Consider the following 14,008-nt stretch of genomic DNA (forward strand, 5'->3'; position numbering starts at 1 on the left):
TTCAACGTCGCTTCGCTTCATGATTGACCGAGGTCACTCCGGAATCAGGGTGCTGCTGCCCGAGAAGATGGGGTTGAGACTGACCCCAATGCCGATGCGTTGGGTGCGGTGATCGTAGTCGATCATGCTGTCACCGTAGCCGTAGAAGTACTGGATATGACCGCGAACATTGCCGCGCAACGGCCAGGAATAATCCAGGCGGGTTCCCATGTGACCGGCGCTGGGATTGCCGTGCCACTGAACGGCCACTTCGTTGTCACCCATGCGATGGGCAACGGTGACCTCGCCATAGCCCATGTAGCGTTCGATATCGGGATTGTCGTCGTCGCTCTCCGACTCCGGCACTCGCCAGTGAGGGGCGACGCTGACCAGCCAGTCGTCCTTGAGGAAAGTCGACTCGAAAATGACGCGATTCCAGCTGCGTGACATGTCGCCCGAGCGACCGTTGGATTGGTGATTGAAGCTCACACGGTTGTTGATGTTGGTCCAGCCCAGCAGCGACCAGCGATTCTCGAAGTCGATGAAGAACTCCGGCTCGTAGTTGGTCTCGCGGAACGGCGAAGAGGAATCGGCATTGTAGGCCTGCCACCAGCTACGCTGGGTGTAGGCGAAGTAGAGATCGCCGCCGTAGTCGCCGAAGAGTCGCTCGATCAGGTTGAACTTGGCACTGAACTGGAACTTGACCTCGGCGCGGTCGGGTGTCCCGTCCTGGTCGACGTCACCGAAGACCGCCTCATTGGGGCGGCGGTCGTAATTCAGCGGCAGCAGGTAGTTGCGTCGGTGAGTGGTAATCGCAAAGGGGTTGCGCGATGACTCACGTTCGAGCTGGCGGCGTTCCTCCACGGGCTGCAGCTCTTGCTCCGAGGCGATGGTGAGCACCTCGCCCAGGCCGAGCCGGCGTTCGCCGGACTGCAACTGATCCTGGGTCAGCCGCTGGCGCAGCGAATCCAGCTCCTGACCGAGCGTTTCGATGCGCGCTTCTATCGCCGCGCGCTCTTCTGCGGTGAGCTGGCCCTCTTGGGCCGTGGCACTGCTGGTGGCCCCGGCCAGCAGCAACGCAAGAAGTGCCTGGGAAGACGTACGACTAAGCATCATGGCAGCGGGACCGAAGGAAGCGTGACTGTGAACGCCGTTTCTACCATGTTCGGGCCTTAAGTCAACCATGAGCCGAGCCGCCCCCGCCAAACATGGACGGAATGGGAATAGAAACGGCTTCCCATTGCCTTGCGCTGCTGCGGGGCCGAGAATCAGCACGAAGCCGCAAGATACCCTCCCATTGGAAGCAAGAGTGAAAGAATTGGCTTATCAAGTGCATTGTCGTCGCTGCTGGGCGGGCCGACCGGCCTGGCGCCTTCCCGCATGGTTCGTCCTGCTGCTGATGTCGTTGCTCGTCTGCGGTCGTGTAGTGGCCCAGGACACCCTGCCCGAGCGAGGGGTAGTGGAGGAACGCCTGACCGAACTTCGCCCCGAGGAAGGCGTCAGCGTAACCGAGGCCGAACAGCGCGATATCGATGCCTTGCAGGCTACGTTGAGCGCCCTCGAGCAGTTGCAAGGGGTGGAGGAGCGGCTCGAGGCTTTGGAGCAGCGGCTCGAGGAGGCACCTGGCGAACTGCTGCGCCTGGAGCGGGAGTTGCTTCAAGAGGAGGAGGCGGCGCTCGATCGCACGATCGCCGAACTCGATGACGTCCCGCTGGAGGAACTGGAGTATCGCCAGCAGGAGGCGGTGTTCGAGCTGCAGCAACAGCAGGATCGTCTGGCTGACGTCAACGCCCAACTGCTCTCCGCCCAGACCCTGCCGGAGCGTGCGCAGCAGGCCATTGCCGAGGCGATGCAGGAAGCCGAGCGTACGCGTCGCGAGCTCGACGCGCTGGAGGGCCAGGGTGTCAGTCAAGATTCACCGCAGCTGTGGCAGCTCAAGGTCGAGCGGCACCTGGCCGAGCGGACGCTGCGCCTGCGCCAGCGCGAATTGGGCAGCAACACGCGACTGCGCGAATTGGCGCAGCAACGGCGCGACCTGCTGACCCAGCAGATCGCGCGCCAGGAAGCCGAGCTTTCGCTGCTGCAGAGCGTGATCGACCGCCAGCGCCGCATGGCCACGGAACAGGCGATTGCCGATGCCGCGCGTGACGACCCGCTGCTCGAGGCCGGCCATCCTGTGCTGGAGCGTGCCCAGCAGATCAATCGCGATCTCAGCCTCGAACTGCTGCGGGCCAATGATCGTTACAACGGACTGGTGCGCGAGAGCCTGGCGACTCGCAGCCAGCTCGATCATGTACGCCAGCTCGAGCGTAGCCTCAACGAGCAGATCGAGGCGATACGCGGCAGCCTGTTGCTGTCACGTATCCTGCGTGAGCAGCGCCGCTCGCTGCCCCAGATCGATGCCAGGCGCAACCTGCAGGACGAGATTGCCGACCTGCGCCTTCGTCAGTTCGATCTGGTGCGCCAGCGCGATGCCCTGCGCCAGAGCGAACGCCTGGCCAATCAGCGCCTCGAGGAGGCCGGGATCGAGGTAAGCGAGGCACTGGTGGAATCACTGCAGGGCCTCTATCATTCGCGCCGTCAACTGGTCGATCAGCTCGAGCAGACCTACGGCAGCCTGCTGAGTGCGGCCATCGAGCTGCAACTCAACCAGCAGCAGCTGCTGGAAACCTCGCGTGAGCTGCGCACCACCATCGACGAGCAGCTGTTCTGGATTGCCAATACACGACCGCTGGACCTGGCCTGGTTCCGCCACCTCCCCGCTAACCTGAGCACTGAATGGCAGCAGGGCGAGTGGCGTGGAGTGCTGCCGGTGCACTGGCGTATCCCCGGGGCAGAAGCATTGGCAGGTGCCCCTCTCCTGCTGGTGGCGGGGTTGTTGCTGGGGCTACGCCGTCGCATACAGCGCCGATTGGCGATGCTGCACGAGCAGATCGGTCGGTTGCGCAGCGATTCCCAGGCGCATACACCGCTGGCGATTGGCCTCAACGCCCTGCTGGCCTTGCCAGGGCCGCTGACCCTGGCCGGCATTGGCGCTTCGCTGAGCAGCATCGAAGCAGGTATTTCGTCGGGCCTGGGCCAGGCTTTTCTGCATCTGGCCCTGGCCTGGGCCTTCATCGCCTGGTCGCGACGCTTGCTGGTACGCGACGGAGTGGCAACCAAGCACTTCTACTGGCCATCGGGCTATGTCTCGCGACTGCGCTGGCTGCTCGGCTGGCTCGGTGTGACACTGATACCCGTATTGCTGATTTCCGCGCTGGCCCGCGATGGCGAAATCAGCTTGACCACGCGTCCCATTGCACTGACGTTGCTGCTGGCCGGTATGGTGGCCATGAGCGTTCTGCTGGCACGGCTCATCCTTGCCCATACACCATTTTTCGGGGTCAAGCTGTTCCGCCTGATACTGGGTCTGATCATGGCCGCCGTACCGCTTGTGCTGGTGGGGCTGATCGTTTCCGGTTTCGAATACACCGCGCTGAGCCTGATCGGCCGCTTCGTCATTACGCTTTACCTGTTGGCGATGTGGATCCTGGTCGAGGCATCGGTGGTGCGCGGCCTGGCCGTGGCGGCCCGACGTCTGGCATTCAAGCGCGCGTTGACACGGCGTCGTGCCCAGGCCCAGGAGGGTGCCGAGGGCGGACTCGAAGTGGTCGAGGAGCCGCCGCTGGACATGGAGCAGATCAACCAGCAGTCGCTGCGTCTCTCCAAACTGTTCCTGCTGATCGGCTTTGTCCTGCTGTTCTACCTGGTGTGGTCCGACCTGCTCACGGTGCTGGGCTATCTGAAGGATGTCGCGATCTGGGATGCGGGAAAGGAAGGAGGGGGAGAACTCGTCACCAGCGCGCTGTCGGTTGCCGATATCTTTGCCGCAGTGTTGATCTTCGTGCTGACCCTGGTAATGGCGCGCAACCTGCCGGGCCTGCTCGAGGTCATGGTGCTATCGCGGCTGGAGCTCAAGCAGGGTAGCGCCTACGCCATCTCGACACTGCTTTCCTACACCATCGTAGGCACCGGGCTGGTAATGGCGCTGGCCACCCTGGGGGTGGCCTGGAGCCAGCTGCAGTGGCTGGTGGCGGCGCTGGGCGTAGGCCTGGGCTTCGGCCTGCAGGAGATCTTCGCCAACTTCGTCTCGGGCCTGATCATCCTGTTCGAGCGACCGGTGCGTATCGGCGACACCATCACCCTGGGCAACCTCACCGGCACGGTAAGCAAAATTCGCATTCGGGCCACCACGGTGACCGACTTCGACCGCAAAGAGATCATCATCCCCAACAAGACCTTTATCACCGACCAACTGATCAACTGGTCGCTGTCGGACACCATCACCCGGGTCGTACTCAGCTTCGGTGTCGCTTACGGCTCGGATCAGCGTCTGGTACACCGCTTGCTACGTCATGTTGCCGACGAGAATCCGCGGGTGCTGGGAGATCCCGAGCCGCAAGTCTTCTTCATGAGTTATGGCGAGAGCACGCTCACCTTCGAACTGCGCATTTTCGTCAACTCGCTGGGTGATCGGCTCTTTGCCACCGACGAGATCAACTGTCGGGTCGGTGAGTTGTTCGCCGAGTATGGCATCGACATCGCTTTCAACCAGCTCGATGTCTGGCTGCATCGTGCCGATGACGGGGCAAAAAAGAAGGTGCAGACGCTGACGCCTTCCGACGACTGCGGGGAACTGTTTCCACCGCCCGGAGCGGGCGGCGATCCGGGAGATATCGATATCGATAGCGGTGATGGGAGCGATGGCGGACGCTGATCGGCCGCTAATGCTTCACGGCGTGCAGCAGGAACTCCCGATTGCCATCGCCTCCGGTGATCGGGCTTTCCTGCCAGTGGCAGATTGCCAGGCCCAGTTCGGCGCAGCAGGCGCGGATGTTGTCTTGCACTTCTGCGTAGCGCATCGGGTCGGCCACGATGCCGCGTGAGTTGACGCCACCCGGCCCTACCTCGAACTGTGGCTTGACCAGGCTCAGCAGCTCGCCGCCGGGCCGTAGCAGGGCGGAGATTTGCGGCAGGATCAGGGTCTGCGAGATGAACGAGACGTCCATCACCGCGATGTCGGGCGCTTCGACCGCCTGGGCTGCCAGCGCCTCATGCAGGCGAGGCTCGGTGGCCATGGCCCGGGCGTTGAGCCCCTCCAGGCAGGTGACGCGGGGATCGCCGCGCAGTTCGGCGTCGAGCTGCCCATGTCCCACCTCGACGCCGACCACGTGGCGAGCGCCGAAGGCCAGGGCGCAGTCTGTGAAGCCGCCGGTGGACTGCCCCACGTCGAGTACCAGTTTTCCCTTCAGATCGAGCCCTAGCACCTCGATCAGTGCCTCGAGTTTCAATCCTGCCCGCGAGACATAGCGCTCCTCTGGGTCTTCGGTCACAGTGAGGCGGCAGTCCTCGGCCAGTTTTTCGCTCGGTTTGTCGAGCACCCGACCACTGCTGGCCACGCTGACCCGGCCATGACGAATCAGCCGCTGGGCGCGCGTGCGCGAACGGGCCAGGCCCTGGAAAACGAGCAGTTGATCAAGGCGGGGCATGGCATGACTCCGGCAGCCAGAAGCGGGTTGGCCATTATGGCATAATCGTTTAGTTAGCCAGTTAACAGAAGGGGGCCGCGTGGGTCGAGACATGGGCAGGGCGTTGGCCAGGTCGCTGGCCTTCGGTGCCATGGGTGGGCTGGTCTTCCAGTTAATCGGGATGCCGTTGGCATGGATGCTGGGCCCGTTGACGGCCAACCTGATCGTCTCGGCGTCGGGGGGCGACGTGCGAATACCCGAGCCATTGCGTGAAGTCTTCCTCGGCGTTCTCGGCCTGGTGCTGGGCAGCCAGGTGACGCCGCAGCTAGCCGAGCGGGTGCTCGACTGGCCGCTTTCCGCCATGCTGCTGCTGCTTGGCGTGGCCGTCTCGACGACGGCAGCGGCGGCTTGGTATCGACGTTGCGGCTTCGACTCGGTGAGCGCCTGGTTCGCCTCGGCGCCCGGTGCCATGACGGCCATGATCCTAATGGGCGAAAAGTGCGGTGGCGACCCGCGGCGAATCGCCGTGGCCCAGTCGCTACGCGTCGTGCTGGTGATCATGATCCTGCCGCCGCTGTTCTGGTTCTACGAGGGCGCGAGCGGTGACGAGGTGGCTGCCGCCGTGGACCGTGAACTCTCCTCACCCTGGCTGCTGCTGGTCCTGCCGTTGCTCTTGCCGCTAGGGCGTCGCTTGCGGCTTCCCACTCCATCGCTGCTTACCCCGCTGCTCTTTGCCGGCGTGCTCTCCGGTTTCGGCATCGCCAGCCTGAGCCTGCCGGATTGGGGCATGAACCTGATGCTGTGGGTGCTCGGCTGCGCCATAGGCTCGCGCTTCCGTGGGCTCTCCTCGGCGCGGCTATGGCGCTATCTCGGCGAGGCCTTCGTCGCCACCCTGCTGGCGCTGGCGGTGTTGGCAGGCTTTGCCGAATTGATCCATCGCCTGGTGGGCGTGCCACGGGACATTGCCCTGCTGGCACTGGCTCCTGGCGGCATCGGCGAAATGGCCATACTGGCGGTGGCGCTGGATCTCGACCCCGTCTTCGTCGCTTTCCACCACCTGCTGCGCATGGTGGCACTGATGTTGTTCGCCCCTTTCTGGGCGCGCTGGATGTTAGGGCGCCTCGATCAGTAGTCCTGCGGACGGGGGCCTGCATTGGCCTGCAATTCTGAGTCTGGTAACCGGTCGGCCCCCCAACTGCGATGAATATACTGCGTCACCCGGTCGAGCTCCTCCTGGCTGATCCGGGCCAGTTCGCCACGTTCCAGCGGATCGTAATGGAAAATGTAGAGACGTGAGACGAACTGCTCGAAGGGCAGGGACGCCTCGCCGAAGCGCTCGGCGTTCCCGGCGGTGCTGACACGCACGCCATCGCCCCAGTCCTGGCCGCTGTCGTTGTTGGGGTTGAAGAAGTACACCCGCATCACATCTGACGGGTCCAGCGATACCCGCAAAATGGTGATGGCGTGCCAGCCGATGAAGCGCGCCGCGCTGTCGGTGACGGCAATCCCGGCCGGCTGCGGGTGTATGAGGGGTTGGTTGCTGTTGTAGTAGGGGTGGTAACTGGCATAAAAATGGCGCAGGAAGTCATCCAACTCGTGCAGCTGTCCTGTAGCGACATCGACATTGATGCGAAAGCCCCGGCCCGACCACCAGCCGTGGAACTCTGGATTCACCCATCGATGCGGATCGCCTTCTCGGCCGATGCAGCGCCGACCCATCTCTGCATATATGCGGTCCAGGTGTGGCACAACGATCAGCGACACAGGGTCGAGATCCATGGGCAGACTATCGGCAACGCCGGAGAGGCTGGCCATGGATGAGAGCGGCATACCCTCGAAGTGCATGATGATGTCATCGTCGCGTGCCGCCCAGGCCACCATCTGCAGCAGATAGTCCGGGTCATTGTAGGCCCACATGGAGAGCGCCCGCGCCGACTGGCAGGTCGGGTTGTTGCCCTGGCCCACTCCCAGCGGCAACCCGAGCATGCACAGCACGCCTTCCAGCAGGCGCGCCCGTGGCGAAACGGCGTCGCCGAAGGCCAGGGTCAAGCGCTGCTGCGACCATTCCGAAAGCGACAGTCCCAGTTGTCGCCACATGGCGGGGGCCACGGGAGGCTGATAGAGAATGCCGCGCTCCAGCATCAGGGCCAGGCCGTAGGCCGCCTGGGGCGTGGCGGGATGCACCGCACTACGAATCAGGGCGTGGGCAAGCTCTCGGTAGCAGAGCAGACAATCACGCCCGGTCGACGAGAGCCCCAGCGCCTCGGACAGCAGATGGTCACCGTGGTCCAACAGGTGGCGCAGCAGTACCGGGTGATAGGGCGATACCAGTCCGGTATCGTGCATGGCACGCGCGAAGCCGGTAGCCTCGCCCTGCAGGGCACTGTTGTCCATGCTCGACAGGCGTTCACGATAGATCTCGATGCCGGGATCCTCGCGGCTGGCCCGGGTAGGGCCGAACAGTGAGCTGACCAGGCGGTCGGCTCCCTGTCCGCTGGCGCCCAAGTCGATATCGGGATCGGCCTGGCAGATGGCAATTTGAGTGATCATCTGCTTGACGCTTTCCACCTGGATCGGGCGCTGCTGGAGGATGCGCCAGATCTCCTCGATCAACTTGTCGATGATGTGCTCGTAGCCGATGCGCTCGGCCAGGTGGCGAAACAGATGACGGGGGATCTGCGCCAGTCTCCCCTGGGTTTCCCGCTCGGCCTCGCTGGGCGCGCTGAACAGCAGCCATAGGTTGAGCGCCATCACCTGGGTCAGGTAATGGTGGGCCTGCTCGGCGGATATCTGGGTATGCGGATAGTCGCCCTTGGCCACGGCGAGAAGACGCAACTCGCTCAATGCCTCGATCACCACGGTATTAGGGTCGGCACTTTTCAGCGCATGGGTGGTCAGGCCGGGCAATAGGTACTGCGGCGTCGCCCAGTCCGTGCCGAGAAATACGCCCGCTCGCTCGAGGGACCTGGCGCGGGTTTCCAGAGCAGCGGCGCCGCCGGGCTGAAACAGCACCCGGCGCGCCGTGTCCAGTACGCGGGGAAGCTTGCCCGGCTTGGCGAAGTCACGCGCCTCGCCGAGCAGGGCAGTCGCTTCGTCGAGATGCACCAGCAGACCCTGGAGCTTGTCGTCACTCGTCGGGGACTGGCCGTTATCCTGCGTGTCTCGGTTGGTGCCCACGCCGACTCCTTTCTGATCAATCTGTCGTGTCCATGACGCCTTGTTCAGACATAGAAATCAAGCTCTTCCTGATGCTTGAGCATATCCCGCAGTCGATGCGGGTCATCGCCCTTGAAGTAGATCAGTCCCCAGTGGGTGCCGAAGGCGGTGCGTTTGGTCACGGTTTCTTCCATGGGGGGCGTGAGTTCGTGCGACTCGAAGTACGGGTCGTCTTCGACCTCCTCGGGGATCTCCAGCCGACTCACCACGCGACGACGCGGATAGACACCGAAACAGCCCGCATAGCACTTGGCATCCTCCACCTCTTTGGGGAAGAAGGCCTTGACCTCATCCGACGTGGTCTTGGGGTCGAACACCAGCATGCTGGCCTGGTAGGCATTGAATCCGTACACGCGTTCGAGCAGTTCGAACACCTTGAAGCCCGGCGGGCGGTAGGCGACCTCGCCGAAGTACATCTCGCCGTCGCTCGTGACGAAGTATTCGGGGTGGATCAACCCGAACTCGATATCGAACGTCTTGACCAGCTTCTCGATCTGGGCGGTGATCTGCGGTCGGTATTGCTCGAGCTCCGGCGAGGCGGGCACGAACACCGAATAGCCCAGAGTGACGTACTCCGAGATATTGAGGAAGGCGATCTTGCCGTTGTGGATCCAGGCCTCGACGGCAAACTCCCACCCGTCCAGGTGCGACTCCATCAGCACCGGGAACTCCTCGTCGGGGATGGTATCGACCTCGTCCGGGGTGCGAATCACCCGGTGTCCCAGGCAGCCGGCCTTGTCGAAGGCTTTGAGGTGAATGGGGTCGTTGGGGTCACCGTCGAGCTTGAGCAGGGTCTGGTTGACGCGCTTGAGAAAGCGGATCACGTCGCCTTTGTCATGCGCTTCCTCGAAAATGCCCACGCGGATCCCACCTAACTGGGCACGCCGCTTCATCAGCGCCTTGTCGCGCAGCAGCAGCGACTGGCCGTAAAGGCGAGGGTTGTCGAGCAGTACCGAGTTGATGGCGCCTGCCCATTCAACGGTTTCCTCGAACAGGGGGATGGCAACGTCGACGCCCATATCCTTGAGCCTTTCTGCAATATCCAGCGAGCTGTCATTGAGTCGCTCGAAGTGCCAAGAGACGTAGGGGATTTCATGCTTCTCGCAGTACTCCTTGGCCCAGTCGGGTGCCACAACAACATAGCGGCGGTCGAAATTCTCGGCGGCCTCGATGGCGTTCAGGCTCCAGCCGAGCAGTGCGATATAGCCCTTGTCGGGATTCTTTTCCATGGGGCATCTCCTCAGGTGCAGTGTCTTACTCCTCGTGTTCCCTTGCTCTTTCTACCCTAGCTGATTTGAGGTGACCCTCACAGGGCGGGAGCTGTCCGAGTCGCGATCCTTGCCCGCCCCCGGCACCGCTGGTATAGTGCACGCGCACTCGGCAAGCCATTGATGCAAACCGAGTTCGAGGCCTGCCAGACAGGCGTCGTATCGTGGTGGTCCCGTCGGTCCTCCCGCAACGCTAAACCGCAAACCCCGCCAGGCCCGGAAGGGAGCAACGGTAGTGGTGGACGCGTGTGCCGGGATGTGGCTGTCGGGGCCGCCTCCATTTTAGGCCCCTGCTTTTCGGCTCCGCTTTTCCCTCCCTTTGGCCTCGCTCACGCTGCTTTTCGAATCACGTTTCGTTGTTTTTTGTCGTCCGGTTGTAACTCGCCTTCCGAAGCGTAATGGCGCGTGCCTTTTTTCAAGCGGGCGTCTCGGGCTGTCGTGTCCGGCTTGTTAGACCTTGGTCGCAATAGACTTTGGTGTTAATATGCAGCGCAGCAAAACTCATGGGAGAGGATGCGCACATGCCGATCGACACCACGCCCAACACGTCCATTCAGCGCAGTTTGCGCCAGTGCCTGTCGAACGCTGCCTTCCTGCTCTACCAGCAAGGTCACGTGCTGGAAACCATCACGATTCCCTTCCGCGGGCTCGACAGCCGCGCCCTGCGTCAGTTGCGCGAGGCCTCACGAGAGTGGCCGGCTTGCCAGCGTGTACTGGAGAGCAGCGAAGCCGCCGCCTACAACGAGCAGGGACGCTTGGTGCTGACTGCGATGGGCCGGGAACTGCTGTTCGACATGTTCGGCGAAGGGGCAGCGGACTGCGCCTGAACCCCAGTGGTCGTGGAGGCAAGCAAACGGGGAGGCCTATTGGCCTCCCCGCTGCGTTTTTGGCAACCTGTCTTTGCTCTATCACTTGGTAGCGTCCAGGTACCTATGCTTGGTTGCCCAAGTGTTTGCGCAGGAAGTTGCGGGTGCGCTCCTGGTCGGGGTTGGTGAATAAATGATCAGGGGTGTTCTCCTCGACCACCACGCCGCCGTCCATGAACATTGCCCAGTCGGACACATCACGTGCAAAGGCCATCTCATGGGTGACGATGAGCATGGTCATGTGTTCCTCGGCGAGGCTCTTCATGACGTGGTTCACTTCCTCCACCAGTTCGGGGTCAAGAGCCGAGGTCGCTTCGTCGAAGAGCATGACCTTGGGTTGCATGGCCAGGGCGCGGGCGATGGCGACGCGCTGCTTCTGACCTCCCGAGAGGGAGCTGGGATAGGCCGAGGCCTTGTCTGCGAGTCCCACGCGCTCCAGCAGCTCCATGCCCAGCTCCCGTGCCTTTTTCGTCTCCATTCCCTTCAGTTTTCTTGGCGCCAGCGTCACGTTTTCCAGCGTCGAAAGGTGAGGGAATAAATTGAAGTGCTGGAAGACCATGCCCATGTTCTGGCGTATATGGTTGATGTGCCGCTCGAAGGCAAGGCCCTTCAGGTCCGGTCGATTGACCTGAACGCCATCCAACAGGATGCAGCCTTCATCGATCACTTCCAGGTTGTTGATCGATCGTAGCAGCGTGCTTTTTCCCGAACCCGATGGGCCGATGATGGAAATGATCTTGCCGCGGTCGACCTTGAGGTCGATCCCCTTGAGCACTTCAAGACTGCCGAATCTTTTCTTGACGCCTTTGAGCTCGACCATGGGTGTGTCTGTTGTTGCTGTTGTCATGTCAGATCCTTGTTAGGAAATTTTCCTCAGCGGCGAATGGCGGCACGGCGCTCCACCCAGGATTGGCCGGTTTCCATCCCGATATTGATCAGGTAATAAATGACCGCGATCGTGATATAGAACTCGAAAGGACGAAAGGTCACGCTGATCGCATACTGCGACATGTAGACCAGTTCGGCGATGCCAATGGCGGAGAGCACCGAGATGTCCTTGACCATGATGATCATGTTGTTGCCGAGCTGGGGGAGGGCGCGATAGAAAGCCTGGGGAAGAATGATGTAGAAGATGGTGGCGAGATGACCGAAGCCCAGGGACCTCGAGGCTTCGTACTGTCCACTCGAGACCGACTTGATAGTGGCAATGAAGATATCGGCGTTGTAGGCCATATAGTGAAAGCCGAGACCCAGAACGCCGACTACGATGGCAGGAATCAATATCCACTGCCCCATGCCGAAGTACAGAAAGTAAAGCTGGAGTAGCAGCGGTGTGGTCATGAATAGCCAGATGAAGAAGCGCAGCGGCCAGTTCACAGCTTTCCTGGTGTAGAGCGTTATCACGGCAACGATCTGGCCGCCGATGATCGACATGATGGCAACCACAAGGCCAATCAGCAGTGTGGCTCCCACCCCTTTCAAAAGTGTCGGGAAGTAGGTGATGACGGGGCTGAAGTCGAATTCCATGGAAGCTTTTCCTGTTTGTTCTATTGTCGGTCGGCTATGTCGGTTTTATAGGTAGGTGTATCGCGTGGCACGCCGATAGAGAAACTCAACGATACCCATGACCGCATAGATGATGACGATGTACATCAGGGCACTCAGCGTAAAGACTTCCAGGGGCTTGTAAGTGGAGCCGATCAGACGCTGGGCCTGGTAGGTCAGCTCGACCACCGAGATGATGGAAACCAGCGAAGAGTTCTTGACCAGAATGATGGACAGTACGCCGATGGAGCGAATCATCAAGCCGGCCGCCTGCGGCAGGACGATGTACTGGAGCGTCGCCAAGCGTCCGAACCCCAGCGAGCGTGACGCCTCGTTCTGCCCGCTGTCGACCGATTCGATGGCGCCTCGAATGGCCTCGCTCATGTAGGCGCCGATATTGAAAGCGCCAACTACCACGCCGCAGGTGAAAGGGTCCAGGCGCAGGCCGATGGCGGGCCCGCCATAGAAGACCAGCAGCAGCTGCACGAAATAGGGGGTGCCGCGAACGACGCTGATGTAGGAGCGAGCCAGCCAGCGAACGGGAGGGATTCGTGAGGTTCGCAGCGCCACCAGCGCAGAGGCGATGAAAAAACCGAAAAACAGGGCACGAGCCGATATATCGATGGTCACCCAGGCCGCTTTTAACAGCAACGGCGTTAATTCGATCATCAGGTTGATGTCCATGAGCTCCTTTGCCCTGTTGTTGTGTTGTGATGGTGATTGGTTCAGCAGGGCTCGCGCCCTGCTGCTTCAGGATCACGAGTCGAATTCGACCCCTTCGCCGATCCACTTGTCGACGATCTCCTGGTAGGTACCGTCCGCCTTGATCTCGGCCAGCGCCGAGTTGAGGGCCTCACGGAGCTGTGGCTTGTTCTTTTGAATGGCAATGGCAGCAGGCCAGCTTGGCAGCTCGCCGACATCGACCTGCTTGATGTCGAGGTCCTGCTCGTTGAGCGCCACGTAGACAGGAATGTCATCGGCGATCATGACGTCGATGCGTCCCGTGGTGAGCGCATTGAGCATATCGGGCAAGCCTTGGAAGGTCTGGTTGCGCCATTTCCCTTCGCCGTTCTCGGTGGCCCATTGATTGCCTGTTTCGCCGAGGGTGGAACCGACTGACTTGCCTTCGAAATCATCGATGCTGGCGACGTCGTCGGTGCCCTCCTGAACCCAGATGGAGAGTCCCGAGCTGTAGTAGCTGTCGGTGAAGTCGACCGCCTGTTTGCGCTCTTCCGTCACGCTCATGCTGCAGATGCAGGCGTCGAAGCGACCCCCGGCCAGGGCGGCGACGATGCCATTCCATGGAGAGGTCTGGATATTGACCTCGACACCCATCCGATCTGCCAGGGCTTCGGCGATATCCACATCGAAGCCGACTAGGTTGCCGGACGTATCGACGTAGCTGAAAGGGGGGTACGCCCCCGAATTTGCGACCTGAAAGGTGTCGTTCTGAATCTCGGGTAAGTCTCGTGCCTGGGCCGCAAAGCTCGCCAGGGTAATAGCGCCGAGAGTCATGGCGGCGACGAGAGGATGATGGAAAAGCTTTTTATGATTTGTCATGTCGATTCCTGCTCATTGTGAGTTCTGCTGTGGGTTTGCGACCTGCGTCGCGTCTTGCCTTATTGCT

Annotated in this window: 11 protein-coding genes and 1 other RNA gene; 4 read left to right on the forward strand and 8 right to left on the reverse strand. The window is 61.6% G+C overall.

The features are described 5' to 3' along the window. Positions 1 to 33: 33 nt before the first annotated feature. Complete coding sequence (locus HNO52_RS07350; protein ID WP_332107663.1) at positions 34 to 1,095, reverse strand: phospholipase A; 1,062 nt, start codon at positions 1,093 to 1,095, stop codon at positions 34 to 36. A gap of 283 nt (positions 1,096 to 1,378) precedes the next feature. Here HNO52_RS07350 and mscK point away from each other — a divergent pair, with 283 nt between their 5' ends. Continuing rightward, a complete protein-coding gene (gene mscK / locus HNO52_RS07355) occupies positions 1,379 to 4,735 on the forward strand; it encodes a mechanosensitive channel MscK (protein ID WP_197569136.1) in 3,357 nt (1,118 codons plus the stop codon). A gap of 7 nt (positions 4,736 to 4,742) precedes the next feature. Here mscK and HNO52_RS07360 read toward each other — a convergent pair whose 3' ends face one another. Beyond that, complete coding sequence (locus tag HNO52_RS07360; protein WP_197568506.1) at positions 4,743 to 5,507, reverse strand: TlyA family RNA methyltransferase; 765 nt, start codon at positions 5,505 to 5,507, stop codon at positions 4,743 to 4,745. 91 nt (positions 5,508 to 5,598) lie between these two features. Here HNO52_RS07360 and HNO52_RS07365 point away from each other — a divergent pair, with 91 nt between their 5' ends. After that, the gene (locus tag HNO52_RS07365; protein WP_197569137.1) at positions 5,599 to 6,618 is read left to right on the forward strand and encodes an AbrB family transcriptional regulator; all 1,020 of its coding nucleotides are present in this window, start codon (positions 5,599 to 5,601) and stop codon (positions 6,616 to 6,618) included. Here the strand turns inward: HNO52_RS07365 and HNO52_RS07370 are convergent. Further along, complete coding sequence (locus HNO52_RS07370; protein ID WP_197568507.1) at positions 6,612 to 8,663, reverse strand: hypothetical protein; 2,052 nt, start codon at positions 8,661 to 8,663, stop codon at positions 6,612 to 6,614. The genes HNO52_RS07365 and HNO52_RS07370 overlap by 7 nt on opposite strands. A gap of 44 nt (positions 8,664 to 8,707) precedes the next feature. Further along, entirely contained in the window at positions 8,708 to 9,931 is a 1,224-nt protein-coding gene (locus HNO52_RS07375) for an ATP-grasp domain-containing protein (RefSeq protein WP_197568508.1), read from the reverse strand. A 213-nt stretch (positions 9,932 to 10,144) separates the two neighbouring features. On the opposite strand from HNO52_RS07375, the gene ffs reads away from it, so the two are divergent. Together ffs and HNO52_RS07385 are read left to right on the forward strand one after the other, a co-directional pair. Next, an RNA gene (gene ffs / locus HNO52_RS07380) (signal recognition particle sRNA small type) lies at positions 10,145 to 10,241 on the forward strand. Between the two features lie 250 nt (positions 10,242 to 10,491). After that, positions 10,492 to 10,797 (forward strand): hypothetical protein, encoded by a 306-nt coding sequence (locus HNO52_RS07385; RefSeq protein ID WP_197568509.1) that lies wholly within the window; start codon positions 10,492 to 10,494, stop codon positions 10,795 to 10,797. A gap of 103 nt (positions 10,798 to 10,900) precedes the next feature. Here the strand turns inward: HNO52_RS07385 and HNO52_RS07390 are convergent, their stop codons facing one another. The 4 genes from HNO52_RS07390 to HNO52_RS07405 all read right to left on the reverse strand — a co-directional run bounded on the left by HNO52_RS07390 (position 10,901) and on the right by HNO52_RS07405 (position 13,941). Further along, positions 10,901 to 11,683, reverse strand: coding sequence for an amino acid ABC transporter ATP-binding protein (locus tag HNO52_RS07390; RefSeq protein ID WP_269476079.1), 783 nt, complete (start codon positions 11,681 to 11,683; stop codon positions 10,901 to 10,903). A gap of 26 nt (positions 11,684 to 11,709) precedes the next feature. Beyond that, positions 11,710 to 12,363 (reverse strand): amino acid ABC transporter permease, encoded by a 654-nt coding sequence (locus HNO52_RS07395; protein WP_197568510.1) that lies wholly within the window; start codon positions 12,361 to 12,363, stop codon positions 11,710 to 11,712. Positions 12,364 to 12,408: 45 nt separating this feature from the next. Continuing rightward, a complete protein-coding gene (locus HNO52_RS07400; protein ID WP_197568511.1) occupies positions 12,409 to 13,065 on the reverse strand; it encodes an amino acid ABC transporter permease in 657 nt (218 codons plus the stop codon). Positions 13,066 to 13,137: 72 nt separating this feature from the next. Continuing rightward, positions 13,138 to 13,941, reverse strand: a complete 804-nt coding sequence (locus tag HNO52_RS07405) for a transporter substrate-binding domain-containing protein (protein ID WP_232090633.1) — start codon at positions 13,939 to 13,941, stop codon at positions 13,138 to 13,140. Between the last annotated feature and the right edge of the window lie 67 nt (positions 13,942 to 14,008).

This window comes from Halomonas sp. MCCC 1A13316, assembly GCF_014931605.1.
GTDB lineage: Bacteria > Pseudomonadota > Gammaproteobacteria > Pseudomonadales > Halomonadaceae > Halomonas.

Bases quoted from the DNA above. Each gene is read 5' to 3' on its own strand.
- mscK (WP_197569136.1), top strand. From the start codon at position 1,379: ATGTCGTTGCTCGTCTGCGGTCGTGTAGTGGCCCAGGACACCCTGCCC.
- HNO52_RS07395 (WP_197568510.1), bottom strand. From the start codon at position 12,363: ATGGAATTCGACTTCAGCCCCGTCATCACCTACTTCCCGACACTTTTG.
- HNO52_RS07365 (WP_197569137.1), top strand. From the start codon at position 5,599: ATGGGCAGGGCGTTGGCCAGGTCGCTGGCCTTCGGTGCCATGGGTGGG.
- HNO52_RS07390 (WP_269476079.1), bottom strand. From the start codon at position 11,683: ATGACAACAGCAACAACAGACACACCCATGGTCGAGCTCAAAGGCGTC.
- HNO52_RS07350 (WP_332107663.1), bottom strand. From the start codon at position 1,095: ATGATGCTTAGTCGTACGTCTTCCCAGGCACTTCTTGCGTTGCTGCTG.
- HNO52_RS07360 (WP_197568506.1), bottom strand. From the start codon at position 5,507: ATGCCCCGCCTTGATCAACTGCTCGTTTTCCAGGGCCTGGCCCGTTCG.
- HNO52_RS07385 (WP_197568509.1), top strand. From the start codon at position 10,492: ATGCCGATCGACACCACGCCCAACACGTCCATTCAGCGCAGTTTGCGC.
- HNO52_RS07405 (WP_232090633.1), bottom strand. From the start codon at position 13,941: ATGACAAATCATAAAAAGCTTTTCCATCATCCTCTCGTCGCCGCCATG.
- HNO52_RS07375 (WP_197568508.1), bottom strand. From the start codon at position 9,931: ATGGAAAAGAATCCCGACAAGGGCTATATCGCACTGCTCGGCTGGAGC.
- HNO52_RS07400 (WP_197568511.1), bottom strand. From the start codon at position 13,065: ATGGACATCAACCTGATGATCGAATTAACGCCGTTGCTGTTAAAAGCG.